The 26612-nt window shown below is 71.4% G+C and carries 19 protein-coding genes; 8 read left to right on the top strand and 11 right to left on the bottom strand.

The genetic code is table 11. From position 1 onward, the window contains the following. Position 1 precedes the first annotated feature (1 nt). Together CLV67_RS11745 and CLV67_RS51830 are read right to left on the bottom strand one after the other, a co-directional pair. The gene (locus tag CLV67_RS11745; RefSeq protein WP_106317401.1) at positions 2 to 430 is read right to left on the bottom strand and encodes a PPOX class F420-dependent oxidoreductase; all 429 of its coding nucleotides are present in this window, start codon (positions 428 to 430) and stop codon (positions 2 to 4) included. A 39-nt stretch (positions 431 to 469) separates the two neighbouring features. Then, a complete protein-coding gene (locus tag CLV67_RS51830; RefSeq protein WP_170153811.1) occupies positions 470 to 637 on the bottom strand; it encodes a hypothetical protein in 168 nt (55 codons plus the stop codon). Positions 638 to 869: 232 nt separating this feature from the next. On the opposite strand from CLV67_RS51830, the gene CLV67_RS11735 reads away from it, so the two are divergent. After that, positions 870 to 4151: a DUF4132 domain-containing protein gene (locus CLV67_RS11735; RefSeq protein WP_239166064.1), complete on the top strand. Its 3282-nt coding sequence runs from the start codon at positions 870 to 872 to the stop codon at positions 4149 to 4151. Between the two features lie 78 nt (positions 4152 to 4229). Here CLV67_RS11735 and CLV67_RS11730 read toward each other — a convergent pair whose 3' ends face one another. From CLV67_RS11730 to CLV67_RS53265, 6 genes are all read right to left on the bottom strand, one after another. Then, the gene (locus CLV67_RS11730) at positions 4230 to 6470 is read right to left on the bottom strand and encodes an ABC transporter permease (RefSeq protein WP_106317397.1); all 2241 of its coding nucleotides are present in this window, start codon (positions 6468 to 6470) and stop codon (positions 4230 to 4232) included. After that, entirely contained in the window at positions 6467 to 7144 is a 678-nt protein-coding gene (locus CLV67_RS11725; protein ID WP_106317395.1) for an ABC transporter ATP-binding protein, read from the bottom strand. Before CLV67_RS11725 ends, CLV67_RS11730 begins: the two co-directional genes overlap by 4 nt. Then, positions 7141 to 7665, bottom strand: coding sequence for a PadR family transcriptional regulator (locus CLV67_RS11720; RefSeq protein WP_106317393.1), 525 nt, complete (start codon positions 7663 to 7665; stop codon positions 7141 to 7143). The genes CLV67_RS11725 and CLV67_RS11720 overlap by 4 nt, the downstream gene beginning before the upstream one ends. A 68-nt stretch (positions 7666 to 7733) precedes the next feature. Further along, positions 7734 to 8231 (bottom strand): hypothetical protein, encoded by a 498-nt coding sequence (locus tag CLV67_RS11715; RefSeq protein ID WP_146169060.1) that lies wholly within the window; start codon positions 8229 to 8231, stop codon positions 7734 to 7736. Between the two features lie 93 nt (positions 8232 to 8324). Beyond that, a complete protein-coding gene (locus CLV67_RS11710) occupies positions 8325 to 9434 on the bottom strand; it encodes a hypothetical protein (RefSeq protein ID WP_146169059.1) in 1110 nt (369 codons plus the stop codon). 43 nt (positions 9435 to 9477) lie between these two features. Next, the gene (locus CLV67_RS53265) at positions 9478 to 12555 is read right to left on the bottom strand and encodes an ATP-binding protein (protein ID WP_239166076.1); all 3078 of its coding nucleotides are present in this window, start codon (positions 12553 to 12555) and stop codon (positions 9478 to 9480) included. Positions 12556 to 12882: 327 nt separating this feature from the next. On the opposite strand from CLV67_RS53265, the gene CLV67_RS11700 reads away from it, so the two are divergent. The 4 genes from CLV67_RS11700 (at position 12883) to CLV67_RS11685 (ending at position 18569) form a co-directional block, all read left to right on the top strand. Further along, on the top strand, positions 12883 to 13839 hold the full coding sequence (locus CLV67_RS11700; protein WP_106317385.1) for a pectate lyase family protein: 957 nt from the start codon (positions 12883 to 12885) through the stop codon (positions 13837 to 13839). Between the two features lie 231 nt (positions 13840 to 14070). Next, entirely contained in the window at positions 14071 to 14427 is a 357-nt protein-coding gene (locus CLV67_RS11695; RefSeq protein WP_106317383.1) for an STAS domain-containing protein, read from the top strand. A 63-nt stretch (positions 14428 to 14490) separates the two neighbouring features. Beyond that, on the top strand, positions 14491 to 15918 hold the full coding sequence (locus tag CLV67_RS11690) for a cellulose-binding domain-containing protein (RefSeq protein WP_106317381.1): 1428 nt from the start codon (positions 14491 to 14493) through the stop codon (positions 15916 to 15918). 77 nt (positions 15919 to 15995) lie between these two features. Continuing rightward, positions 15996 to 18569 (top strand): chitinase C-terminal domain-containing protein, encoded by a 2574-nt coding sequence (locus CLV67_RS11685; RefSeq protein ID WP_249037945.1) that lies wholly within the window; start codon positions 15996 to 15998, stop codon positions 18567 to 18569. 943 nt (positions 18570 to 19512) lie between these two features. Here the strand turns inward: CLV67_RS11685 and speB are convergent. Beyond that, a complete protein-coding gene (speB, locus tag CLV67_RS11680; RefSeq protein WP_106317379.1) occupies positions 19513 to 20478 on the bottom strand; it encodes an agmatinase in 966 nt (321 codons plus the stop codon). 5 nt (positions 20479 to 20483) lie between these two features. Beyond that, entirely contained in the window at positions 20484 to 22013 is a 1530-nt protein-coding gene (locus CLV67_RS11675) for a purine-cytosine permease family protein (RefSeq protein WP_106317377.1), read from the bottom strand. A gap of 100 nt (positions 22014 to 22113) precedes the next feature. Here CLV67_RS11675 and CLV67_RS11670 point away from each other — a divergent pair, with 100 nt between their 5' ends. From CLV67_RS11670 to CLV67_RS11660, 3 genes are all read left to right on the top strand, one after another. After that, a complete protein-coding gene (locus tag CLV67_RS11670; protein ID WP_106317375.1) occupies positions 22114 to 22764 on the top strand; it encodes a cyclase family protein in 651 nt (216 codons plus the stop codon). A 2-nt stretch (positions 22765 to 22766) separates the two neighbouring features. Next, a complete protein-coding gene (locus CLV67_RS11665; RefSeq protein ID WP_106317373.1) occupies positions 22767 to 23348 on the top strand; it encodes a helix-turn-helix domain-containing protein in 582 nt (193 codons plus the stop codon). Positions 23349 to 23420: 72 nt separating this feature from the next. Further along, a complete protein-coding gene (locus CLV67_RS11660) occupies positions 23421 to 24752 on the top strand; it encodes an NHL repeat-containing protein (protein WP_106317371.1) in 1332 nt (443 codons plus the stop codon). Between the two features lie 92 nt (positions 24753 to 24844). On the opposite strand, the gene CLV67_RS11655 is transcribed toward CLV67_RS11660, so the two are convergent. After that, positions 24845 to 26560 (bottom strand): IlvD/Edd family dehydratase, encoded by a 1716-nt coding sequence (locus CLV67_RS11655; RefSeq protein WP_106317369.1) that lies wholly within the window; start codon positions 26558 to 26560, stop codon positions 24845 to 24847. Between the last annotated feature and the right edge of the window lie 52 nt (positions 26561 to 26612).

Below are 26612 nucleotides of genomic sequence, written 5' to 3'. Positions count from 1 at the left end.
CTCAGTCGGCGACGCCGGTGAAGCCGTGGTTCTTCTCCAGGCGCAGGCGTACCAGCAGCTCGCCCTCGACGGCGTTGCGGGCGCCGAAGCCCGCGGCCAGGTCCGGGCCCATGTAGCGCTCGGCGATCCGGGTGGCCCAGACGAGCATCTCGTCCAGGTCGGTGCTGAGGGTGACGGGTCCGCGGACGGTGACGTAGGCGTACGGCGGTGCCTCCTCGTCGACACACACGGCGGCCCGGCCGGTACGGGCCAGCGCGCGGCCCTTGACGGTGTCGGCGCCGGTGTTGAAGACCAGGTCGTCACCGTCGAGCACGAACCAGATCGGCACGACGTGCGGGGTGCCGTCCGCCCGTACCGTCGCCAGTTTGCCGGTCCGCGTGCCGGCCGTCAGAAAGTCGCGGAGCTCGGCCGTCGTCATTGCTTTCGCCATGCCCGCATTCTGCCCTCTCCCGGCCGGGGAGGCCGTGGTTCAGCCGGCGACCAGCCGCATCCCCTCCGGTGTCATCTCCCGCTGCCGCCGGACCAGGTGCTCGCCCGGCCCGCAGCCGTCGATGAATCCGGGCCGGCCGTGCCGCTCGATCGCGCAGCGGCGCGCCTCGAGGTTCGGTTCGTCGATGGCGGCGGAGTACTTCGCCACCTCTGCACGGAAACGCCGCAGTACGTCCATGGCCGGTGTCGCCGGGCCGTCGCAGTGCCGCCACCAGGGCGAGAAGGTCCCGGGCGTCCGCGGCGCGACGCGGGTCGGGCGCTGCGTCCACGGTGGCCTCCCCGGGTTCCGGAGTTCCACAGCCTACGGGGGCACGCCGAGCCCCTTTTTGTCGTACGTGGCGGGTAGGTTGCGCCGCGTGGACGACACGGGGGTGGTTGAGGTGACGGCTTCGGAAGACGTGTTCGTCATGCCGGAGGAGTGGCTGGAGCGGGTGCATCCGCGTCGTGGCGGCGCCGGGGTGCGGCCGTTCGCGGCCGAGCCGTGGTCGCGCGCCCAGGTCGATCACGTGCTCGCCGAAGCAGGCGACGACATGGCCCGGATGATCGCGGCTTCCACTTCGCCGGACGTCCGGGACGCCGAGGCGCAGTCCCCGGCCTGGGCCGCCGTCGTCGCGTTGACGGCGACGTACGGCCGCGGTGGCATGGCAGCGTTCGCCGACGTGTGGATCACCGACCACGGGCTCCGGTTCGCGGCGCTCGCCGCGGCCGGGACGGCAACGCTGATCATCGATGATCCCGCTGCCCGCTACCGCCGCAACCCCACGGCGGGGGCGAGCATCCGACACCGGGTGGCAGCCGATTCCAGCGGCCGCTTCCGGTCCTCGCTGGAGGCCTTGCTAAGGGTCCGAGCGGCGCTCGCGGCCGCTCCTGAGGATGAGTTCGAGCAGGTCAGCGCAGCAGTCGCGGCCTACCGGTCCGGTCTGCCACATGTCCGGGCCGCCTGTTCGGTGCTGATCCCGAGGCCCGACTGGGTGTCGGAGGACGTGGCCGAGGCGCTGGCCGCCGACGACTCCTCCCGGTGCCGGATGCTGCTGCACGCGGTGGGGACACCGGCCCAGGCGGCCTCGCTGACCCGCGCGGTGCACCTCCATCACCTCGACCAGGACAGGCTCCCGATCACCGTCGTCGACGGCGTCGGCGCGGGTGCCGCCACCGCACTCTTCCACTGGCTCGACCAGCGGTTCCAGTACTCCCCGGGGCAGAGCACCGCCGACGAGCTCCTCCCGGTGCTCGCCGCGCTGCCGGGCGACGACGTCATGCGCGGACTGCTGGCGCGTTCCGGGCAGCGCAGTGTCCGGATGGCGCTGCAGGACGCCGCCCGGCGGTTCCCGGCACGGGCCCTCCGCATCCTCGCCGAGGAGAACGACGACCTGCTCCGGCTGCACGTGATCAAACACCTCGACCTGGTCGATCAGGTCATGCCACTGCTGAGTCCGGCGGCCACCGGCCGGGTGCGCGCCGTCGTCGGCTCCTGGGACGAGGTCGTGACCGCTCCCCCGTCCGCGGTGCCCGCGGTCCTGATCGACCCGCCCTGGCAGAACCGCCGGAAAGCCGCGAAACCGCCGGTCGTCACCGGGCTGACCTGCACCGACCCGGCCAGCGAGGATTGGCTGCCGGGCGAGCGGGAGGAGTGGGCGGAGCGGGCGTCGTCGCGCGACGACTCCCGCACCGACTGGGCCGCACTGGCGGAGAAGGTGATCGGCGGCACCGGCCAGTGGTTCGACGCCGGCGCCCTCTTCAGCCGCGGACCGGAGGAGATCGCCCGCCCGGCACTGGCCCGATGGCATCCGCGTACCGACTACCACTCGCCGTTCTGGTTCCCGATCGCCGCCGCGCGGTTCGGGACCGATGCGCTTCCCGCGCTGCTGACGCTGGCCCGGTCGACGCCGGCCGACTACGGGCCCTCGCTGATGCCGTTCACCTCGCCCGAGGTGGCGACGCTGATGGCCGACTGGGCGGCCCGGCTCAAGTCGGTGCGCCGGCTGGCCCAGCAATGGCTGCTGCGGCATCCCGCGGCGGCCGCCCGGGCGCTGATCCCGGCGGCGCTCGGCAAGGCCGGCACCGCCCGCCGCCAGGCGGAACGCGCCCTGTTGCTGCTGCACGAGCGCGGTCACACCGGGCAGCTCCGGACAGCGGCCGCCGGGTACGGGCCGGAGGCCGCCGCCGGGCTGGAGGCGCTGTTCTCCGCCGACCCGCTGGCGGCGCTTCCCGCTCGCATGCCGTCGCCGCCGGAATGGGCGGCGCCCGCCGTGCTGCCGCCGGTGCGGCTGTGTGACGGGTCCGGGGCGCTGCCCGCCGAGGCCGTCGCCAACCTGGTCCGGATGCTGATGATCTCGCGGTTCGACGAGCCGTACGCGGGTCTGGGGCCCGTGCGGCGGGCCGTCGACGCGGCCGGGCTCGCGGAGTTCGGCTGGGCACTGTTCGAGATGTGGCAGGCCACCGGCGGCATCGCCAAGGACGGCTGGGTCCTCGACGCGGTCGCCCTGACCGGTGACGACGAGACCGTCCGGCGGATCACCCCGCTGATCACGTCGTGGCCCACCGAGGGCTGGACGGCCAAGGCGGTCACCGCCCTGTCGGTGCTGGTCGGCATCGGCACCGACGAGGCGTTCCTGCACCTGCACCGGATCTCCCAGCGCGCCAAGTCGGGGCCGCTGCGCAAGGCCGCCGCCGCACGGCTGACCGATATCGCGGAGAGTCTCGGGCTCACCGCCGATCAGCTTGCCGACCGGCTGGTTCCCGATTTCGGGCTGGACGCCGACGGCAGCCTGCGCCTGGACTTCGGGGCCCGCCAGTTCATGGTCGGCTTCGACGAGCAGTTGCGCCCGTTCGTCACCGACGGCGGCGGGCGGCGGGTCAAAGCCCTGCCCAAGCCGGGCGCCAGAGACGACGCGGAGCTGGGTGAGGCCGCCTACCAGCGGTTCTCGGCTTTGAAGCGAGGGGTGCGGAAGGTCGCGGTCGAGCAGGTCCGGCGGCTTGAACAGGCCATGGTCGCGGGCAGGCGGTGGACGCCCGCGGAGTTCCGGCGGCTGTTCGTGGAGCACCCGCTGATGTGGCACATCGGTCGGCGCCTCGTCTGGGTCCGTCACGACGAGAGCGGTGCCGTGGCCGGCACTCTGCGGATCGCCGAGGACCGCAGCTTCGCCGACGCCGACGACGAGCCGGTGGAGATCGGCGCGGACGAGACTCTCGGTGTCGCGCACCCGCTGCAGATGGCTGATGACCTGGCCCGGTGGGCCGGGGTGTTCGGCGACTACGAGATCCTGCAGCCGTTCCCGCAGCTCGGGCGTCCGGTGTACGCCTTCTCCGACCCGGAGCGCACGGCCGGTCGGATCGAGCGGTTCGAGGGCGTGACCGTGGCGACGACCAAGGTGCTCACACTGGACCGGCGTGGCTGGCGCCGGCAGGAGGCGGTGAAGGCCGGCATCCAACCGGGCTTCGACCGTGTGATCGACGCGGGACAGGTGCTGACCGTCCACCTCGATCCGGGGATCGTCGGGCAGGTCGGGTTCGACCCGCAGCAGAAACTGGTCGCGGTCTTCCTGCACGACGGCAGCGCCAGTGCCTGGAGTCTCACCGAAGCGGACACCCTGCCGCTGAGCAGCCTCGATCCGATCATCGCGTCGGAGATCCTGCGCGACCTGACCGACGTCACCGGCTGACGGGCATCCGGCCCGCCGATCGGGCGGGTCCCGGCAGCGGGCGCCGGCCGGTCGCTGCCGGCCGGCGCTCCACCGGGCTCACTCGTGCTGCAGCTGCTCCGTGCTGGTCACGCGCCGCGCGGCCGGCAGCAGGATCGCGACGGTACAGATCAGCACCAGGGCCGCGCCCGCAGCGACCGGAGAGAAGACCGCCACCGGGTCGATACGGACCGGGACCTCGGACAGGCGCATGAGCACCACGCCCAGCCCGATCCCGGTCGCGACCGCCAGCGCGAGACCGGCCACCACCGGCACGAGCGCTTGCAGCATCACCGACCGGAGCACCGTGGCCCGGGTCGCACCGATGGCGGCCAGCACCCCGAGCAGCCGCCGCCGGTCGTGCAACCGGTCGGCGACGTCCAGCAGCAGGCCCAGGCCCATCAGCAGCAGGATGATCGTCGACCCGATGTTGAGGGCGGTCTTCATCGCGCCGTACCGGTCGGCCTCCGAGACCAGGTTCGTGACCTGCAGGAACGGGTCGACACTGATTGCCGCGGCCCGGATGTCGCCGCTCTTCTCGGCCGGTGTTCCGGAGGTGAGCCGGATGCTGGTGGTGACGAAGTCCAGCCCGGCGCGGGACAGCCCCTCCGGCGCGGCCGCCGGGGTGAACAGGACCGCGGCGAAGACGTTCTGCGCGGTCGATCCGGTCAGCACCGCCGGGCGGGCCTTGGCCGGCACGGCCACCCGTGGTCCGTCCTTGACGGTGACGTCGCGTCCGGTGTCGCCGAACACGAAGGCGTCGCCGTCGGCGCAGCGGCCGATGTCGGCGATCCCGTCGAGCGCCTCGCAGTCGCCGACGAACAGGAAGCCCTGGTACGTGTCGGTGGCCGGGTCGTAGAGGGTGTAACTGGCGGTGGTCGTGGCCTTTACCCCGTCGACCCGCTCGAAAGCGGCATTCAGGCGCTTCATCGCGGCCGGTGAGGGGTCCGTGGACCCGATGATCGAGTAGTCGGCGTCCGCGGGGTCGTCGTGGACCTTGCGCTGCACGTCGACGGTGGCGAACGTGGCGTTCAGCGCGATCACCCCGGCGACACCGACCACGATCCCGGTGACCGCCCGCGTCGAGGCGACCGGGTTCTGCCGCAGCTGCCGCGACGCGAGCTGCCAGGACACCGGTCCCCCGGGCACGGCTCCGACCACCAGCGGGATCAGATACGGCACGAGTGGGATCAGCCCGGTGAGCAGCGCGATCACACCGATCGTGACCATGGTCTCGGCCTTGCCACCGGTGAACGCCGGATACATCAGCACCAGCCCGAGGACCGGCAGGATGAGCCGCCACCAGAGCCGTCCCCGCCAGAGCACGGTCCGGCGCACCACCCCGAGCGGCTCGATCGCGACGCCCCGCAGTCCCAGCAGGGTCATCGCCGCGGCCAGGATGATCACGGCGGCCACGGACAGCGCCGCCAGCACGGGCATCGGCCGCACGTCGGACGTGAACACGCTGACATCGAACAGGCTGAGCCGGCCGATCATGGCCCGGACCAGCAGGTACGTGACGGTGCCGGCCAGCAGTCCGGCCGCTGTCGGCACCAGCGACTCACCGACCGCGATCCGCAGGGTGGCCCGGTTGTCGCCGCCGACCAGGCGGATCGCGGCCAGCCGCCGATCACGCGCGTCGCCGCCGAACCGCAGCGACGCCCCGATGAAGATCGCCACCGGGAGCAGCAGCGTCGCCACCATCAGGCCGAGCATCACGTAGGTGGCGGTGTCGTCGTCCTCCGACACCCGGTACGCCCCGAACCGCTCCAGGCGGTAGGCGCCTTCACCGATCCGGTCGGGCAGGGTCCGGTTGCCCGCGTAGTAGGCCAGCTCCTGCGGGCCGGCCAGTCCGGCGTCGCCGATCGTGCCGGCGATCTCGTACGGCATCTGCGCGCGCAGCCGGTCACTGCCCGGGGCGGCCAGCGCCTCGCGCAGGGCCGGGGACACGTACATCCGGCCGTCCGGCGGGAACGCGGGGATGCCGGGTGGCACCGGGGCGCGCTCGGTCTCGGGCCACATCAGCAGGCCGCGGAGGTCGGAACCGTGCCAGGAGGACTCCACGACGCCGACCAGGAGGGTGTCGCCGGCCGGCACGTCCACGCCGCCGGTGAACGGGCCGAACGCCTCGATCCGGGCCTGCCGGGTGTCGAGCATGACCGGCACCGAGGCGCTCAGCAGCAGGACGGCCGTGCCGAGGGCGACTCCGCCCGTGGACAGCGCCGTCCGGGTCCGGCCACGCCGCCCGCCCGCGAACGCCAGACGCATGCCGAGCAGCATCTCGGTGAGAACGCGCGTCATCGCGCACGGGCCCGGTCGAGGCTGCGGCCGTCGCGGACCACGATGCCGCGGTCGGCGTAGGCCGCGATCCGGGCGTCGTGGGTGACCAGCACGACGGCGGCGCCGGACTGCCGGGCCGACCTGGTCAGCATCTCCATGACCTGCTCGCCGGAGACCGAGTCGAGGGCGCCGGTCGGCTCGTCGGCGAACAGCACCTTCGGCTCGGCGATCAGCGCGCGGGCGACCGCGACGCGCTGCTGCTGGCCGCCGGAGAGTTCGCCGGGCCGCGAGCGCGCCTTGCCGGCGAGGCCGAGCCGGTCGAGCAGGCCGGTGGCGCGGCGCTCGGCGGCCCGTTTGCGGATGCCGTCGAGCCGCAGCGGCAGGGCGACGTTCTCCAGCGCCGTCAGTTCGGGCACCAGCTGCCCGAACTGGAAGACGAAGCCGAACTCGCGGCGACGCAGGGCGCTGCGCTCGACGTCGCTCATCTCGGTCAAGAGCCTGCCGTCGTACGTGATGTGCCCGCTGTCCGGGCTGGTGAGGCCCGCCGCGCAGTGCAGCAGGGTGGATTTGCCGGACCCGGACGGCCCCATGATCGACAGGATCTCACCGGCGTGCAGCACCAGGTCGGCGCCGGCCAGGGCGGTCGTCGGCCCGTACGACTTGTGCAGCCCCTCGGCGATGAGCAGCGGGTTCATCCGCGCACCTGCTCGGCCAGCTCGTCGAGGTGATCGGCGGTGTGTTCGAGCCAGCGCAGGTCGGCGTCGAGGTGGAACAGCGCGTGGTCGCAGATCAGCCGATCGGCGAGGTCACCGTCCATCTTGCGCCTGGTCAGCTCGCGCATCGCGTCCAGGTGCTCGTCGCGCTGGGCGTCCAGGACGGCGGCCGCGGAACGGCCGGTCAGCAGCGCGCCGATGACCTTGGCGTAGAGGCCGCTCTGCAGGTACTGCTGCGGCTTCTCCGGCTCGTCGAGCCAGCGCTGCACATCGGTGACGCCGGCCTCGGTGACCGTGTATCTTTTGCGGTCCGGTCCGCCGTCGCCCTCGACGCCGTCGACGGTGACGAGTCCGTTGCGCAGCAGTTTGGCGAGCGTGGTGTAGACCTGGGCGTAATGCAGCGGCCGGTCGACCCCGAAGTGCTGGTCGTAGGCCTGCTTGAGGTCGTAGCCGTGCCGGGGCCCGCTCTCCAGGAGCGCGAGGAACGCGGTCGCGATCGTCATGGCAGCGCACTAGACACACGGGTGTATAGCCGGGCGCCCCCATCGCGCGCCCGGCTATCGCACCGGCCCTACCTACAGGCGAACTCGTACGAGACGATTCCGGTCTGACGGGTGGTCCACTGGCCGTTGTGCGGATCGAACCAGGAGATGTGGGCGTACAACTCGTCCTTGCCGTCGGTGTCCTCGTTGAGGTACCGGCAGCTCATCCAGATGGCGTGCTCCTGGCCGAGGCCCTCCGCCCCGGCACCCACCCAGGCGAGCGGGATCGAGGCGATCAGCCGATCGCTGCCGCCCGGGTCATCGGCGTAGAGGTTGGCCGTGAAGGCACCGCCCGCGACGACCTCCCCGGCATACTGCTGGGACATGAACGAGTCCAGCCCAGCGGTGATCTTGTATTCGTTGAAGACCGAGGTCGACTCCACCGTCAGGCAGGCGTGATAGGCGACCGTCGGGCGGGTGCAGGCCTGCGCCAGCTGGGCTGCCTGCGCCGGGGTGGCGATGACGGCCGAGCCGAGGCCGGCGGCCAGGGCGACCGCCGGCACGGCCAGAACGCGAGATGATTTCATTCGAGGGTGCTCCGTTTCTCGGCGCCAAAGGTTGACGCCGGGAACATTGCCAGCGGGAACACCCAGCCCACATGGGTAGTCGCTACCCGGGTTTCACGTCGCCCTGCGCAGAACCCGCGTCCCGTTGCCCTTGCAACCGACCGCCCACAGCTCGCCGGCCGGGGTCGCGGTGACACCGGTGATCGCGGTCCCGCTGTGGTTCTGCGAGTACGGCGGCGGCGGGTCCTTGACGAACTTCTCGCCGTCGAACGTCATGATCAGCGCGGTGTCGACCCGGTCGACGTAGTAGCCGACCGCCCACACTCCGCCCGGCACCGCCACCACACCGCGGAACTGGGTGCCCTCCTCGGTGACGTCGACCGGGATCCGCTCCCACGCCGTCCCGTCGAAACGCAACGCCAGCGCCTGCCGTTTGCCGCGCGGCCAGGAGTAGCCGACCGCCCACACCTCACGATCAGAAACGGCCGTGACGCCGTAGAGGGCGGTGCCGGTGGCAGCGTCCAGGCCGAGCTTCGACTGCTGCCACTCCAGGCCGTCCCAGTGCAGCGCGACCGCTTCGCCGGTGCCGCGGTACCCGACCGCCCACACGTCGTCGGCGGTCCGGACGCTGACGCCGGTGAGCCACAGCGGCCCCGGGCCGGGTGCCGGAACCTGCGCCCAGGTGCGGCCCGTCCAGCGCAGGATCAGCCCGCGCGGTTCGACGGCTCCGGCCGGGATGTGGGAGCCGACGGCCCAGCCGTCGGACGAACCGAACATGTCGACGGCGGCGAGATGGCCGGGCCCCGCGATCGGCCATGGCGTCCACCGGGTGCCGTCACCGCGCAGGATCAGCGGGCGTGGATCGGCCGGATCGGAACGGCTGTCAGGATCGTGAACGGACGTGGCGGTGGATCCGACGGCCCACAGATCGGCCGGCGCCGCCCCGGCCACCGCGGTGAGTGTGGCGTGCCGCTCCTCGTCGACGGCGACGGCGACGGTCTTCCACGACACGCCGTCCCAGTGCTGGGTCATCGGCTGCTGCAGGCCACCTCCGCCGAGCGAGTGGCCGACCGACCAGACGTCGCCGGCGGCCACCGCGGACACGCCGCGCAGCCGGTTCGACTCGGGGCCCGGGCTCGGGCTGGGCACTTCCGTCCAGGTGCTCGCCGGCACCGGGTTCACCGCGAGGAGAGCGGCGAGGGTTGCTGTCAACAATGGACTCATCCTCGCAGTCTCGACGGCAGCGCACCGTCGGCGGCGAAGTCGATCAACCCATGTTCGTGCCGGGACCACCCATATTCTCCAGCCGCGCCAGCGCCGCCCGGTCCCGCCGGCCGGTCTTGAGCAGCAGACTCGCCACGTGCTTCTCCACGGTGCGCGGCGACAGGAACAGCCGCGCCGCGATCTCCCGGTTCCCGAGACGCTGCGCGACCAGCTCGAGCACCTCCAGCTCCCGCACGGTCACCCCGGCCTTGCGCAGCGCGGGCGGGATCCGGTCGCTGCCCCGTCGGCGCTGCGGCAGCGGTACGCCCATCGCGCGCAACAGATGCCGGCAGGACGCCGCGACCCGAGCCGCTCCGGCGTCGTGGAACCAGGCCTCGGCGACGGTCAGCCACTCCCGCGGGCGGCCCCAGCCGTCCGTGTACGCGCTCTCCCCGATCAACCGCAGACCCCAGTTCCTGGCGAGCGGGTACGGCGAAGCGAGCTCCTCGAACGCCGCCACACCCGCTACGGCGTCCGCGGCAAGACCTTCCCGCCCGTCCAGTATCGCCCGGCTGAGCAGCACGAACTGCCGGTTCCAGCGGGCCTGGCCGTGCGCCGAACCGGCGAGCGCGTCAGCCTCGGCCCGGCCCGCCTTGCCGGACAGCACGGCGAGCAGCAGGTGCGGGCCGCGGTTGAACGACAGGTAGTGCGGGGGCAGGTCGTCCTCCTTGGCGATCGCCCGGTCCAGCCAGTGCCAGGCCCGCTCCCGGTCCTCGTCCATGATCGCTTCGAACGCGAGACCCAGCCCCCAGACGGCGGCGGCGTGATCGGTGCCCGCGCCGCCCAGGGCGCTGAACCGTCCGTACAGCTGCTCGGTCTCGTCCTTGATCCCCCGGTGCCCGGCCACGCAGACGCGGAAGGCCAGCGCGATCAACCGGGTCGCCGGAAGGCGCAGCCGGCCGGCGGCCTCCTCGACGTGGCGCGCCCGCCGCTCCGCCTCGCCGAACTCGCCGCGGGTGAGGTGCACGACGACCAGCTCACATTCGATGATCAGGGCGGTGACGACGGCGCCCGCGGTGACGGCGGCCGCGTGGGCGAAGACCAGCCGGGCCGGGTTCGCCTCGTGAATGCCGTCGAGAACACCCAGGTGGAACAGCATCCGCAGCCGATGACCGGTCAGCCCGTGCTCCTCGGCGATCGCGAGCGCCCGCTCGCTGAACGCCCGGGACGCGCCGAGGTCGCGGCTGCGGGCGCAGCCGGCCAGCACCTCCAGCGCCGCACACCGCACCTCCGGCGAGGCGGCGGCCCGCAGAGCACGCTCGGCGAGGTGCCCGGCCCGCGACATCCGATCCGGCGCCGGGTTCAGGAACACCAGGAACGCCTCCACGGCGTCGGCCTCGGCGGCCAGCTCCGGCCCGGGGTCCAGGGCACGGACCATCGCGATCTCCCGCAGTCCGTCCGCCCACCGCCCGGCGGTGCTCGCGGCTTTCGCAAGACGCAGGTGTACGGCAGCGCGGCGCCCGGCACCGGCATGCAGGTCCAGGCGCGCCCCCTCCTCGGCGGCGCGCTCCATCTCACCCGCGTCGACCAGCGCGTCCAGCAGAATCGTGCGCAGGTCGACGACCGTGGGATCGCCCTCGGGTTCGCCGTCCAGCGTGGCCAGCGCCCTCCCGGCCTGGACGACCGCGGTCGAGGCGGCGCCCTGCAACCGGGCCCGCTCCGCGAGCTCCCCGAGCAGCCGAGCCGCCCGCTTCGCCTCCCCGGCCTGCAGCCACAGCCGCGCCGCCAGTTCGGCGTCCCCCTCCCCCGGCCACGGCCCCGGCTCCCGCCCCTCCACCGCCGGAACACGGCCGGCCTGCCCCGATCTCGGCCCCGGCTCCCACCCGTCCAGCGCCGACGCGGCCCTGCGGGCAAGATCGGCGGACTCGGCGGGGAGCAGCGTCGAGCGCAGAGCCTCGGCGGTCAGGGCATGGCGGAAGGCGTACTCACCCGGCCTGCCGGTGGGGTTGATCAACTGGGCGTCGGTGGCCAGACGCAGGCAGTTCGCCATGTCGCCGGCGGGCAGGCCCGCCGCGACGGCCGCGATCCCGGACGGGAAGCGGTGCCCGATCAGCGCCGCGGCCCGCAACAGCGCCCGGGCCGGCGGGCCGAGGTGGTCGGCACGAACGGCGATACCGGCGGCCAGGCCGGGGGGAAGCCGGGGCTGCCACGGCTCGCGGGCCCGCCAGCCGTCCGCCTCCACGACGAGGGCCTGGTCGTCGACCATGCCGGCCACGAGTTCCTCGATGTGGAACGGGATACCGTCGGCAGCCTCGATCAGCCTGCCCAGCGCCGGTTCCGGCACCCGATCCGGGGTCACGCCGAGGCACTGGGCCGCGAGTTCGCGCACCTCGCCGCCGCCGAGCCGGCCCAGCTCCAGAACCGTGGCCGCCCGGCGGCGGGTCGCGGCCCGGATCAGGGTCATGCCGGGGTTGGCACCGGGCCGGACCGTCGCGATCACCAGCACCGGCTCGCCGTCGAGATGATCGACCAGGTAGTCGAGGACCGCGAGAGTGTCCGTGTCGGCATCGTGCAGGTCCTCCAGCACGAGCACGCATCCCCGCCCACCGCCGTCTCCGGCGGCGCGGGCAGGTCCGCAAGCCCCGACGGCGTCGCGGGGAGGCCCGGAAGCCCGGGCGGCGCCGACGGGCGGTTCGGCAGGACGGGCGGCGGCGAGGCGGGCCAGGGCGGTGAGCAGGCGCAGGACGCCTTCGGCGAGGACCACCGGGGCATCGTCGGGGCCGCTGCTGCCGGTGGCGGCCCTGTCGTCGGGGCGCCACTCGGGCAACAGCCGGGACAGGGCGGCGCGGTACGGGCGCAGCTGTGGATCATCGGGCGGCCCGGTGTGGCGGAGGGCCGGCATGAAGGCTTCGCGAAGGGCGCGGTACTGGGCCGTACCAGAGGTGGCTCTTCCGCGAAGGACCCGCAGGCCCGCGTCACGGGCGGCGACCATCGCATCGGTGGCGAGCCTGGTCTTGCCGATGCCGGCCTCGCCGGTGAGGAACAGCACCCCGCCGGATCCGTCCGCGGCCTCGGCAACGGCAGCGCGGACGGCCGTCCGCTCCCGGTGCCGTCCGACGAGGACGGGCCCGCCGAGTCGCAGACGCGGTGCCTTCAGGGCGTACCCACTCCCCCGGGCACTCGGGCATCCATCGCGGACGTTGCGGATGCGGTGACCCGGACGTTAGGCCCGAGGCCCGGCGCAGGGAACGTGCACGTCGGCAACCTGACTGGGGAGCGCGCCCACAACACATTGACATAGTTCGATTGCAGCGCTTACCGTCAGCCGAGGAAAGCGCTTACCTGCAGCGTACGGCCGGACCCACCGATCCGGCCGCGCGCCGGACCGCCATTCCCCAGGGCGAGGTTCGCGCCGTCCACCCCATTGCCGCCACCCCGGGCGGCATCCGTCCCCCAACGGAGGATCCCCATGTCCACACGGAGAACCGTCCTCTCCGCCCTCTCCGCCGGCGTCCTGGCCGCCAGCGGCCTCGCCGTCGCCACCGCGACGCCGGTGTGGGCGGCCGAGACGAGCCCGGTCGGTTTCGCCAGCCTCAACGGCGGAACCCCGGGCGGCTCCACGTCCACGGTCGTCACCGTCACCACGGCGTCCGCCCTCAAGTCGGCGCTGAGCTCGGGCACGTCACAGACCGTCCGGGTGTCCGGCCTGATCACCATCTCGGGCATGTACAGCGTCGCGTCGAACAAGACGGTCATCGGCGTCGGCTCCGGCAGCGGTATCACCGGCGGCGGGCTCAACCTGTCCGGCGTCAAGAACGTGCGGATCCGCAACCTGGTGTTCCGCAACGCCGCCGACGACTCGATCAACGTCCAGGAGGGCAGCACCAACATCTGGATCGACCACAACGATCTGTCGAACGGCTACGACGGGCTGATCGACATCAAGCGCGGCTCGGACTACATCACGGTCTCCTGGAACCGCCTGCACAACCACGACAAGTCGATGCTGCTCGGACACAGCGACGACAACGGCTCCCAGGACATCGGCAAGCTGCGCGTGACGTACAAGCACAACTGGTTCGAAGGCACCGGACAGCGCCACCCGCGGGTCCGTTTCGCGAACCCGGTCCACGTGCTCAACAACTACTACGGCAACATCGGCTCGTACGGTGTGGCGAGCACCGAGAACGCCGGCGTCTTCGTCGAGCGCAACTACTTCGAGAACGTCGGCAGCCCGACCGTCACCCAGACCGGTGACTCGGCCCAGGGCAACGTGAAGGTGCTCAACAACTACAAGGTCAACTCCGGCACCGAGCAGGTCCGCAACGGCGCCAGCGTCGCGGCGATCCCCTACTCGTACACCCCGCAGGCCAACAACACGGTCAAGGCGACGGTGGTCGCCGGAGCCGGCACCGGCAAGATCTGATCCCTGTTCCCACCCCCCGGCGGCGCCCGCTCACACCCTCGAGCGGGCGCCGCTCCCCGTTCGGGCGCTGTCGTTTTTCACGCACCACGACCGGTCGGGTGACACTGCGCAGCTCGAACCTGTGAATTCCCTAAGGCCCAGGTGAAAGAGCCGGTTGACGTCTCGACGAGTACGGCTGGAGGACCTAGCGTTGACGACCCGGGAACAGCCGGGTGACTGGAGGTTTCCGTCATGGCCGCCAGCACGCTCGAAGTCGTCACCGTCCCCGACGGCACTCTCGTCCTCCACCCGCACGCCCTGCTCGCGGACGACGACGCCTGCCAGTTGCGGCACGCTCTGATCCGTGCCATCCGGCAGGTCCGGCCACTACGCCTGGTCCTCGATCTGGCCGACGTGGTCGAGCTCGGCCCGCTCAGCCTCGGCGCGCTGGCCGCCGCCTGCCATGTCGGCGACGCCCGGCACGTGACGGTCCTTTTCGACAACTGCACTCCGGACGTGGCGGCCGTGCTCATGTCGGCCGGCGTCTCCCGGCTCCGCATCGGCAGGCGCCGGCCCGCCTCGGACGTCCCCGGCCAGGCCGCCGCCTGACGTACCGGACGGGAGCGGCAGCGATCCGTTGACATCCGGCGATCTGTTAAGTCAACTTACTAAATGCCTCGTGTTCGCTCCCTGCTGCTCGGCGCGGCAGCCACGGTCCTGCTGGCCACCATCGCGCCACAAGCCTTCGCCGCCACCGCACGCCTGACCGCGACCGTCACGCAGACCTCGGTGTGGAACACCGGATACGGGGCGGACGTCGTCATCGCCAACTCCGGCGACGCCGCCGCGAGCGGGTGGACCGTCGAGTTCGATCTCCCGGCCGGGACCACGGTGAGCAGGGCCTGGAGTGCGACGATGACCGCCAACGGCAATCACTACCGGTTCACGAACCTGGGCTGGAACGGCACGGTCGCACCGGGCGCGACGGTGAGCTTCGGCTTCAACGCGGTGAACGGTGGCCTCCCGAGCAACTGCACGCTCAACGGCGCACCCTGCTCGGACGCCACGCCGGGCACCCCGCCGCCGACGACGACGCCGCCGGCCCCGAGCACCCCGCCGACCAGCACGCCTCCGGCCGGACCGATCGTCGACGTCAGCACCGCCGCCCAACTGAGCGCCGCCCTCGCCGCCGCCACTCCGGGGCAGACGATCCGCCTCGCGCCCGGCACCTACCACGGCGCCTTCGTCGCCCGTACCACAGCAATCGCGTCAGCGCCGATCACCGTGACCGGACCGCCCACCGCGATCCTCACCAACCCGGACTCCTCCGGCACCAACCCCGGCTGCTCCGTCCCGGCGGAGGGCTTCGATCCCGGCTACGGCTTCTGGCTGTACGGCGCCGCGCACTGGCACCTCACCGGCTTCACGGTGGCCGGCGCCAGGAAGGGCATCATGATCGACGCATCGCCGTTCGTCACGATCGACGGCGTCCAGGTGCGTGACATCGGTGACGAGGGCGTGCATTTCCGCCGCTCCTCGTCCGACGGCGTGCTCCGCAACTCGCGGATCTTCAACACCGGACTGACCCAACCGGCGTACGGCGAAGGCGTGTACCTGGGTTCGGCGAACTCGAACTGGTCGTGTTACGGCAACTCCGGCGGCATGGACGCCTCGGACCGCGTCAGCGTGCTCGGCAACTGGATCGGCCCCGGCGTCGCGGCCGAGCACGTCGACATCAAGGAGGGCACGTCCGGTGGTGTACTGCGCGGCAACACGTTCGACGGCCGCGGGATCGCCGGGCAGAACTCGGCCGACTCGTGGGTGGACGCCAAGGGCAGCGACTATCTGATCGAGGACAACACCGGATCCTTCGGTACGCCGGGCACGTTCGCCAACGGCTACGAGACCCACAACCCGACGGCCGGTTCGGGCTGCGGCAACGTGTGGCGCGGCAACGTTTCCGACCTGGGCGGTGTCGGGAAGTGGGCGATCAACGTGACGTCCACTTCGAAGTGCGCCGGAAATCTGAACGTCGTGCACGCGTCGAACACGGTGACCCGGGCGACGGGCGGGCTCACGAACATCGCTGTCACTCCGTAGCCCTTTACTAACTGGAAAGTTTACTTAATATTAGGCGGCAGTTACGCACCTCACTCCTCGGACCTTGGAGAAGCTCCTTGCTGGTTCGTCGAACTCTGACCAGATCCTCGGTGATCGCCGCCGCGCTCGTCGCGACCGCGGCCGCGATCGTCGGGCTCCCTTTGAACTCCGACGCCGCCGCCACCGACCACAGCGCCTGCCGTCCGGACGGCATGACGCCGACCGCCGGTGTCGACACGCCGTACTGCCTGGCGTACGACACCGACGGCCGCGAGACGCTCGGCGCCGACCACGGCAGGCGCATCATCGGCTACTTCACCGGCTGGCGCACCGGCGCCAACGGCCAGCCGTCCTACCTGGCCAAGGACATCCCCTGGCAGAAGATCACCCACATCAACTACGCGTTCGCGCACATCGACGGCCGGAACAAGGTTGCCGTCGACAACGCGGCCACCGGCTTGACCTGGCCCGGCGTGGCCGGCGCCGAGATGGACCCGGCGGTTTCGTACCAGGGCCACTTCAACCAGCTCACCAAGTTCAAGAAGCAGCACCCGGACGTCAAGACGCTGATCTCGATCGGCGGCTGGGCGGAGACCGGCGGCTACTTCGACGCGTCCGGCGCCCGCGTCGGCAGCGGCGGCTTCTACACGATGACCACCAACGCCGACGGCTCGGTCAACCAGGCCGGCATCAACACGTTCGCCGACTCCGCGGTCGACTTCATCCGGACGTACGGCTTCAACGGCGTCGACATCGACTACGAGTACCCGAGCTCGATGAAGGACGCCGGCCACCCCGACGACTTCGCGATCAGCAACGCGCGGCGGGCCGGCCTGAACCGCAGCTACAACGCGCTCATGAAGACCCTGCGCGAGAAGCTCGACGCCGCCTCGGCGCGGGACCAGAAGTACTACATGCTCACGATCGCGTCGCCGTCGTCGGGCTACCTGCTGCGCGGCATGGAGAACTTCAACTCGCTGCAGTACCTCGACTACGTCAACGTCATGTCGTACGACCTGCACGGCGCCTGGAACGAGTACGTCGGCCCGAACGCGGCCCTGTTCGACGACGGCAAGGACGCGGAACTGGCCGCGGCCAGTGTCTACTCGGCGCAGCAGTACGGCGGCATCGGCTACCTCAACACCGACTGGGCGGCCAAGTACATGCGTGGCGCCATGGCGGCCGGGCGGATCAACATCGGCGTGCCGTACTACACCCGCGGCCACAAGAACGTGAACGGCGGCACCAAAGGCCTGTGGGGCCGGGCACGCGCCACGGGCACGTGCCCGAAGGGCACCACGGCCTGCGGTGACGGTGCCCGCGGCATCGACAACCTGTGGCACGACCAGGAGGACGGCAAGGAGGTCGGCGCAGGCTCCAACCCGATGTGGCACGCCAAGAACCTGCAGAACGGGATCAACGGCAGCTACCTGGCCTCGTACGGGCTGACCCCGGCCACCGACCCCGAGGACAGACTGACCGGCACGTACACCCGGCACTACGACTCGACGCTCGTGGCGCCGTGGCTGTGGAACGCCGAGAAGAAGGTGTTCCTCTCCACCGAGGACGAGCAGTCCCTCGCGGCCAAGGCCGACTACGTGGTCGACCGCGGCCTCGGCGGCATCATGATCTGGGAACTGGCCGGCGACTACCGCCTCGACAGTGCCAAGGGCGAGTACGTCATGGGCGACACCCTCACCACCACGGTCTACGACAGGTTCAAGACCGCCGCGAAGTCGAACGTCGTCAAGGCCACCCGGGCGATGCCGGCCCAGCGCCTCGACGTCAAGATCGAGCTGGTCGAGTACGCCCTTGGTGACAACAACTACCCGATCAACCCGAAGATGCGGATCAGGAACAACTCCGCGGTCACCATCCCGGGCGGAGCCGAGTTCCAGTTCGACTACCCGGTCGCCGCGCCCGCCAACATGAGTGACCAGTCCGGCGGCAACACCAGAATCATCAGCAGCGACCACACCGGCAACAACATCGGCGGGCTCAAGGGCAGCTTCCACCGGGCGTCGTTCACGCTGCCCGGCTACCAGAGCATCCCGGCCGGCGGCACGATCGACATGGCGATCGTCTACCAACTGCCGATCTCCGGGCCGTCCAACTACACCCTGACGTTCGGCGGTACGTCGTACGCGCTGACGACCGACAACCCGCGCGGCGCCGGAGCCGGTCCCACCGGCTCGCCGTCGACGTCGGTCAGCCCCAGCGTCGCGGCCTGCACCGTCGCCGCCTGGAACCGGGCCTCGGTCTACACCGGCAGCCAGCAGGCCTCCCACAACGGCCGCAAGTGGACCGCCAAGTGGTGGACCCAGGGCGACGAGCCGGGCGTGGCCGCCGTCTGGGCCGACGCCGGAGCCTGCGGCGGGGGCTCACCGTCCGCGTCACCGTCGGCCTCGGTATCGCCGTCGGCCTCGGTATCGCCGTCGGCCTCGATCTCACCGTCGGCTTCGGTCTCACCCAGCGCCAGCGTCTCACCGAGCGTCCCGGTGACCTGCACGATCGCCGCCTGGAACCGGGCCTCGGTCTACACCGGCAGCCAGCAGGCCTCCCACAACGGCCGCAAGTGGACCGCCAAGTGGTGGACCCAGGGCGAGGAACCCGGAGTGGCCGCCGTCTGGGCCGACGCCGGAGCCTGCTGACCGTCCTTCACACCACCATCGGCTGGGCGCGGGCCTCCAGGTTCGCGCCCAGCCGCCAACATCACTCCGGGACCGCGGCGACCGTTCGCTCCACCGACAGCCGGATGATCACAGCCCGTCTCGCGTCCCCGGATCGCCGCCTCGGTATGGCGCGTCGATGCGCATCGCCGTCAAGGGCCGCCGGGCAGCTGTTCGGAGAAGATCGCCGCCGGCATCGCGCGGCGCGTGGACATCCCGATGATCGCGATGGGACAGATCGTCAAGGACGCGATCCGTGACCGCACACCGGCCGCCGGCAATGCCCACCGCCACATGCTCGCCGGTGCTGGTGGGCGTGGGTCACCACACAGCCCGGACAGGACGGTTCGTGTGGTGACCTACGGCCCGCGGATGGGCGTGGGTCACCACACAGCCCGCGCAGGGCGACTCGTGTGGTGACCTACGGCCCGCGGGCGGACGTGAATCACCACGCGGTCCGGGAATCACGGGTTCAGCGCGTCAGAATGGCGAAAGTCGAGCTGCGGCTCGCGGTTTCGCCATTCTGACGGCCGAGGCTCCGCAGGTCAGGGCCACATCCGAAGTGAATTTTGCATCTTTCCTGGTCATGGCGAAGCCCAAGAGACTCCGGCGTGATCGCTGGGAGACAGCGTGACCTGGGCCGACGTCCAGAGCCGTGCAGACCCCGCCTCCACCTACTCCGGGGCGCCCACTCGGGCCGGCAAGGTGCCGCCTGTGGCGGATTCACGAGCCGCAGCTGAGCCACCTCGAATGGGCCGCAGCTGAGCCACGAGACGGCGATGGCACCTTCGCGGCTCGGCTACGGCTGACGGACCTGGACTCCTGCTGACTGGTATGGGTCGTGGTAGCGGGCCGGGCCCTGCCGACGAATTTCGGGCTCGGGTGAACGGGACTCGGGCTGGTGTCGGGCCCGGGTCCTGGTGGCTCAGTCCTTGCGGGGAACGAGGGCGGACAGGATCTCGTAGACGGTGTGCGCGGCGGCGATACCGGTGATCTCGGCGTGGTCGTAGGCCGGGGCGACCTCGACCACGTCGGCGCCCACCAGGTTCAGCGAACCGAAACTGCGCAGCACCGCGAGCAACTCCCGGCTGGTCATGCCGCCCGCCTCCGGTGTGCCCGTGCCGGGTGCGAACGCCGGGTCGAGCACGTCGATGTCGATGGACAGGTAGACGGGGCGGTCGCCGACGCGGTCGCGGATGCGTTCGGCGATGCCTCGCGCGCCCAGGTCGTCGATCTCCACGCTCGGTACGACGTGGAAGCCCAGCTCACGGTCGTCGTGAAGGTCGCGACTGGAGTAGAGCGGGCCCCGGGTGCCGACGTGCAGGCAGCCGGACCGGTCGATCAGCCCTTCCTCCGACGCCCGCCGGAACGGGGTGCCGTGCGTGTGCGCGGCGCCGAAGTAGGTGTCCCAGGTGTCGAGGTGGGCGTCGAAGTGCACGACGGCGACCGGGCCGTGCTGTGCGGCGACGGCCCGTAGCAGTGGCAGCGCGATGGTGTGGTCGCCGCCGATCGTGATCAGGCGGCCGGCGCGTTCCAGGACGGCCCGCGCGCCGGCCTCGATCTGTGTGATGGCCTCGTCGATGGCGAACGGGTTGACCGCCAGGTCGCCCGCGTCGGCGACCTGCTGGCCGGCGAACGGCGACACGTCGGCGGCCGGGTTGTACGGCCTCAGCAGGCGCGACGACTCCCGTACGTGCGCGGGGCCGAACCGGGCGCCGGGACGGTAGGAGACGCCGGCGTCGAACGGGACGCCGAGGACCGCTACGTCGACGTCGGACACCTCGTCGATGCGGGGCAGCCGGGCGAACGTGGCCGGGCCGGCGAACCGGGGGACGACGGTCGCGTCGACCTGGCCGACGCGACCGTCGTGGATGATGCGGGGAACGGACATTGCTCCTACTCGTTGGTGGCGCGGGCGCTGACCCGGTGTGCGGAGGCGGCGTGGTCGTCGACGACCTCGGGCATCGGCTCGTCGGTGGTGGGTACGCCGCGCGGGCCGCCGGGGCCGAACACGTACCGCGGCTCCGGGAAGGCGAAGATCATCGCGAGGTAGACGACCGCGGCGGTCCCGATCGACACCGGCAGGCTGATGTCGACGCCGCCCGCGACGTTGCGGAACGGGCCCTCGATCAGCGGTGGGTAGTTGGCGAACAGCAGGCCGGCGATGGCGGCCGGGATCCAGGCGGCCATGCCCCGCCAGTTGACCCCGCCGGTGAACCAGTAGGCGCCGCCCGTGCGGCCCTGGTTGAACACCTGCAGGTCCTTCTCCCGGTAGTGGCCGCGCCGGACGAAATACCCGATCGTCATGATGACCATCCACGGGGTGGTGCAGATGACGATCGCGCCGACGAACGCGTTGACGCTGCCCAGCAGGTCGAACGCGAGGCGCCCGACGAGGATGAACACGAACGCCAGGCTGCCGATGAACAGCGACGCCCGCACCCGGCTCAGCCGCGGGAAGACCGAGGAGAAGTCGAGCCCGGTGCCGTAGAGCGAGGTGATGCCGGTGGACAGTCCGCCGAGGAACGCGACGACGATCAGCAGCAGGGCGTACCACGCGGGCGAGATGTTGATCAGCGCGACGATGTAGTCGGCCTCGCCCGCGACCAGGGTGGCGGTGAAGACGCCGAACAGGAACGGCACGAGCGTGGCGAGCTGGGCTGCGAAGGTGGCGGCGAGCAGGCGTACCGGCTTGGTGCCGGCCGGGATGTAACGGGACCAGTCGCCGAGGAACGCGCCGAACGAGATCGGGTTGCCCATCACGATCAGCGCGGAGAGCACGAACGTGGGCCAGAACGAGCCCAGGGCGTACGCCTCCGGGCCGGGGTTGTAACCGAGGTCGAGGGCACCGCTGTAGGCGAGGGCGCCGAGCAGGATCAGCGCGGTGTTGCCGAAGACCACGATCTTGTTGACCAGGAGCATGAACGAGTACCCGTAGATCACCACGACGATGACCAGGGCGCCGAGGATCGCGTAGACGACACCGCGCAGCAGGTCGGAGTCCTGCACGCCGGCCAGCCGGACCAGCGCGCCGACGACGGCGTCGCCGCTGACCCAGACCGAGATGGAGTAGAACGCGATGGCGGTGAGCAGGGACAGGAACGAGCCGACGATCCGGCCGCGGACGCCGAAGTGCGCGCCTGAGGCGACCGCGTTGTTGGTGCCGGTGAGTGGTCCGAACAGGCCCATCGGTGCGAGGAAGACCGATCCGACCAGGACGCCGAGGACGGTCGCGGCAATCGCCTCGGTGAGCGAGAGGCCGAGGAGTACGGGGAAGGTGCCCAGGATGACGGTGGCGAAGGTGTTCGCCCCGCCGAACTGGATGCGGAACAGGTCGAGGGGACGGGAGTGCCGGTGTGCCGCCGGGATGGTGTCGATGCCGTGCTGTTCGACCTCGGTGATCGCGGGCCGCTGTATGTCTGCCATGGCGCATGTCCTTCACGGAGGAACGCTGATGCGGGGAGAGTAGGCGTAAGTTTCACCACACGCAACGACTGTTGCTCATGGGGATACCGAAGGGAACAACATGCGTGTCCGCCGAATCGTCGATCTGTCCGTGCCGGTCGGCCCCGGGACACAGGTTTATCCAGGCGACCCTGAACCCCGGCTGAACGTGCATGCCACCGTGCCGAGGGACGGTTTCAACCTGCTGCACGTCGAGATGGGTTCGCAGACCGGCACGCACGTCGACGCGCCCTACCACTTCCGCGACGACGCGCCGCGCCTGCACGAACTCGACCTGTCGCTGTTCGCCGGTCCGGGCGTGGTCCTCGACGTCCGAGGACTGGCCGCCCGCACCCCCATCACCTGGGACATGATCGATCCGGCCGGGCTGGGTCCGGGCGTGATCGCGCTGATCTGCACCGGATGGTCGCGGTTCTACGGCACCGAGGCGTATTTCGACCACCCGTACCTGGACGCCGACGCCTGCAAACGGATGCTCGGCCTGGGCGTGCGGACGTTCTGTGTCGACGCCCTCAACATCGACGAGACGCCCTCCACGATCGGCTATCCGGTGCACCACCTGATCGCCGAGGCCGGCGGCGTGATCGGCGAGAACTTCCGCAACCTCGAGCTGATCGACTTCCCGGACCCCCTGATTTGCTCCCTGCCGATCGCCTTGGAGAATGCAGACGGGGCGCCGGTACGGGCGGTGGCGATGCAGTGGGAGGGCTGAGCATGGCTGGCCAGGTCCGGCGGGTGGCCCAGCCACCGGCCTCCGGCGCGGCGATCGGCGGCCGTCTGCGGGCCGCCCGGCAGGCCCGCGGCCTCACCCTGCAGCAGGTCGCCGACGCGACCACGCTCAATAAGGGCTTCATCAGCAGGCTGGAACGCGACGAGGTGTCCCCGTCGGTGGCGTCACTCGTGGCGATCTGCGAGGTGCTCGGCATCCGGGTCGGCGAGCTGTTCGAACCGCCGGCCACGTCCCTGGTCCGTGCCGGTGAGGGCCGTCCGATCAACTTCGGCGGCACCCGGGTCAGCGAGCTGCTGCTCACCCCAGGCACCCAGAACCATCTCCAGGTGATCCACTCGACCGTCGAGCCCGGTGGCGGCGGAGGCGACGAGCTGTACACCTTAGACTGCGAGGTCGAGTTCGTCTACGTGATCCGCGGCCGTCTGGAGCTGCGCCTCTCCGACGAGACCGTTCAGCTCGGGGCCGGCGACGCCTTCACCTTCCCCGGCCGCGAGCCGCACACCTGGTCGAACACCGCCGAAGCCGACGAGTGCGAGGTCGTCTGGGTGCTGGCCCCGGCGCCCTGACGGTCCCCGCCCGCGCACGGGGGTAGCCGACCCTTCGTTGACGCCTACCGGCTGCGGGCGAACCATCACCCCATGCGATCTCTCATGTACCACCGCAAACGTCGCACCATGGGCACGCCCCGATCGCCGGCCGGCCGCTGGTCCACCGGCGCCGCCGTGCTGGCCATCGGGTCCCTCGCCGGAGCGTTGACCGGGGTGGCTCCCGCGCAGGCCCGCGCGTTCGGGCTGGACCCCTCCTTCGGCACCGCCGGTACTGCCGGCACGGACTTCACCGGGTTCATCGACGAGGGTTTGGCCCTGCTGATGCAAAACGACAAGCCGGTCGTCGCCGGTTCGGCCGGGCGGCTCGTCGACGGAGTGGGTGTGACGGACTTCGGCCTCACCCGGTACACCGCCGACGGTGACCTCGATCCGGGCTTCGGCTCCGGCGGGAAGGTGACGACGGACTTCTTCGGATCATCCGACGACGCCTACGCGGTGGCCGGACAGCCGGACGGCTCCGTGGTGGCGGCCGGCCGAGCCTTCACCGACGACACCGGTGACGCCGACTTCGCCCTGGCCCGCTACCGGCGCGACGGCACTCTGGATCCCGCCTTCGGCAGCGGCGGGAAGGTCAGCACCGACTTCGGCGGTACGTCCGACACCGCGAAGGCCATGGTCCGGCAGCCCGACGGCAAGATCGTGGTCGCCGGGAACACCCAGAACTATCCGGTGAGCGACGACATCGCGCTGGCCCGCTACCGCGCCGACGGCACGCTCGACACCAGCTTCGGCTCCGGCGGCAGGGTGGTGACCAGGTTCGGTGGCAACAGCTCGGCGGCCGCTCTGGTGCTCCAGGCCGACGGCAAGCTCGTCGTCGCCGGCGAGACGTCGGCCGACGGCATAGACTTCGCCCTCGCCCGCTACCACCGTGACGGCACGTTGGACACGGGCTTCGGCGGTGACGGCATGGTGGTCACCGACTTCGGCGGAGCCGACCGCGCCTCCGCCCTGCTCGTCGACCGGCTCGGCCGGATCCTCGCCGTGGGAGGCAGCGGTTCGCCGCTGAGTTCCGCGGTCGCGCTCGCCCGCTACCGGGGTGACGGCAGTCTCGATCGCACCTTCGGGACCGACGGCCTGGTGACCACGGAGATGGACAACGCCGTCGGCGTCGCCGTCGTGGCACAGGGCACCAAGCTGCTGGTCGGAGCGGCCGGTGGCGCGTTCACCCTGGCGCGTTATCACCGTGACGGCACACTCGACCGGGGTTTCGGCACCGACGGCGTGCTGGCCACCTACTTCGGCTCCAGCAGCACCCAGCTCGCGGCACTGGCCCTGGATCGCCGCGGCCGGGTGGTGGCGGCGGGAACCACCGCCACCGATCCGTACTACTGGGGCGACTTCTTCGTCGCCCGCTACCGCTGATCGGCGGACGACGGGCGGCGAGGACGTCCGGCGGCGCCGGGCGATCCTGGAGTCGGCACTCACCACCGGCCCGCCTGAGCCACGATGGCGGGTCAGTGGGACTCGCGGGAGACCTGGTCGCCGCTGGCGCCGAGCAGGAAGTCGCAGTCGGCGCCGGTGTCGGCCTGGCCGACCGTGTCGACGTACAGGCGCTCCCAGCCGCGCAGCGGGGCAGCGTACGCCTTCGCCGCCTCCGGTGACGGCTCGCGGGCTGCCCACTCGTCGGCGGGAACGTCGGCGTCCAGGCGGCGGCTCGCGATGTCGAGGATGATCATGTCGCCGGTGCGGACCTTGGCGAGCGGACCACCGGCGGCCGCCTCGGGAACGACATGCAGGACCACTGTTCCGTACGCCGTGCCCGACATCCGCCCGTCGCAGATGCGGACCATGTCGCGTACGCCCTGTTCCAGCAGTTTCGCCGGCAGCGGCATGTTGGAGACCTCCGGCATGCCGGGATAGCCCTTCGGACCGCAGCCGCGCAGGACCAGCACCGAGTCGGCGGTGACGTCCAGATCCGGGTCGTCGAGGCGGGCGTTCAGGTCTTCGACGGAGTCGAAGACGACGGCCGGGCCGCGGTGCCGCAGCAGGTGGGGTGACGCGGCGGCGGGTTTGACGACCGCGCCGCCGGGTGCCAGGTTGCCGTAGAGCACGGCGATCCCGGCGTGCGGCTGCAGCGGTTCGGCGCGGGGCCGGATCACCTCGCGGTCGTACACGGCGGCGGTGTCCAGGTAGTCGGTCAGGGGGCGGCCGGTGACCGTGATCGCGGCCGGGTCCAGCAGGTCACGGACCTCGGCGAGCACCGCGTGCAGGCCGCCGGCGCGGTGCAGGTCGTCCATCAGGAAGCGGCCGGCCGGCAGCAGGTCGACCAGCAGCGGCACCCCGGCGCCGACGGTGTCGAAGTCGTCCTGGGTGAGTTCCACGCCGAGCCGGCCGGCGATCGCGAGCAGGTGCACGACGGCGTTGGTGGAGCCGCCCAGGGCGGCGAGCGCGACGATCGCGTTGCGGAACGAACCACGGGTCATCACGTCGCTGGGGCGGCGGCCCGCGTCGACCAGTTCGACGGCGAGCACGCCGGTGGCGTGGGCGGCCTCGAGCAGGCGGCTGTCCGGGGCCGGGGTGCCGGCGACGCCGGGCAGGGTCATGCCCAGCACCTCGGCGAGCAGGCCCATGGTCGAGGCCGTACCCATGGTGTTGCAGTGGCCCTTGCTTCTGATCATCGACGACTCGGAGCGCTGGAACTCGGCGTTGCTCAGGGTGCCGGCCCGGACCTCCTCGGACAGCTTCCACACGTCGGTGCCGCAGCCGAGCGGCACGCCGCGGAAGGTGCCGGTCAGCATCGGGCCGCCGGGCACCACCACGGCGGGCAGGTCGACCGAGGCGGCGCCCATCAGCAGCGCCGGGATGGTCTTGTCGCAGCCGCCGAGCAGGACCACGCCGTCGATCGGGTTGGCACGCAGCATCTCCTCGATCGCCATGGCGGCCATGTTGCGCCACAGCATCGCGGTGGGCCGGACCTGTGTCTCGCCGATCGACACGACCGGCAGGTTGTGCGGGATGCCGCCGGCGCGCTGGATGCCGGCGGCGACGCTGCGGCCGACCTCGTCGAGGTGGGCGTTGCAGGGCGTCAGGTCGGAGGCGGTGTTGGCGATGGCGATGTGCGGGCGTCCGTCGAACGCGTCGGCCGGCAGGCCGCGGCGCATCCAGGCCCGGTGGATGTAGCTGTTGCGGTCGTCGCCGCCATACCACTGCGCGCTGCGTCGTGGATTCATCCCCCACCTCCGCGACTCACCATGGCATCGATCAAGGTGACATGACAGTGGT

The sequence above is a fragment of the Actinoplanes italicus genome, assembly GCF_003001815.1.
Taxonomy (GTDB): Bacteria; Actinomycetota; Actinomycetes; order Mycobacteriales; family Micromonosporaceae; genus Actinoplanes; species Actinoplanes italicus.
The sequence above is the reverse complement of the archived record's forward strand: the minus strand, read 5'-3'. Positions and strand labels throughout refer to the sequence as shown.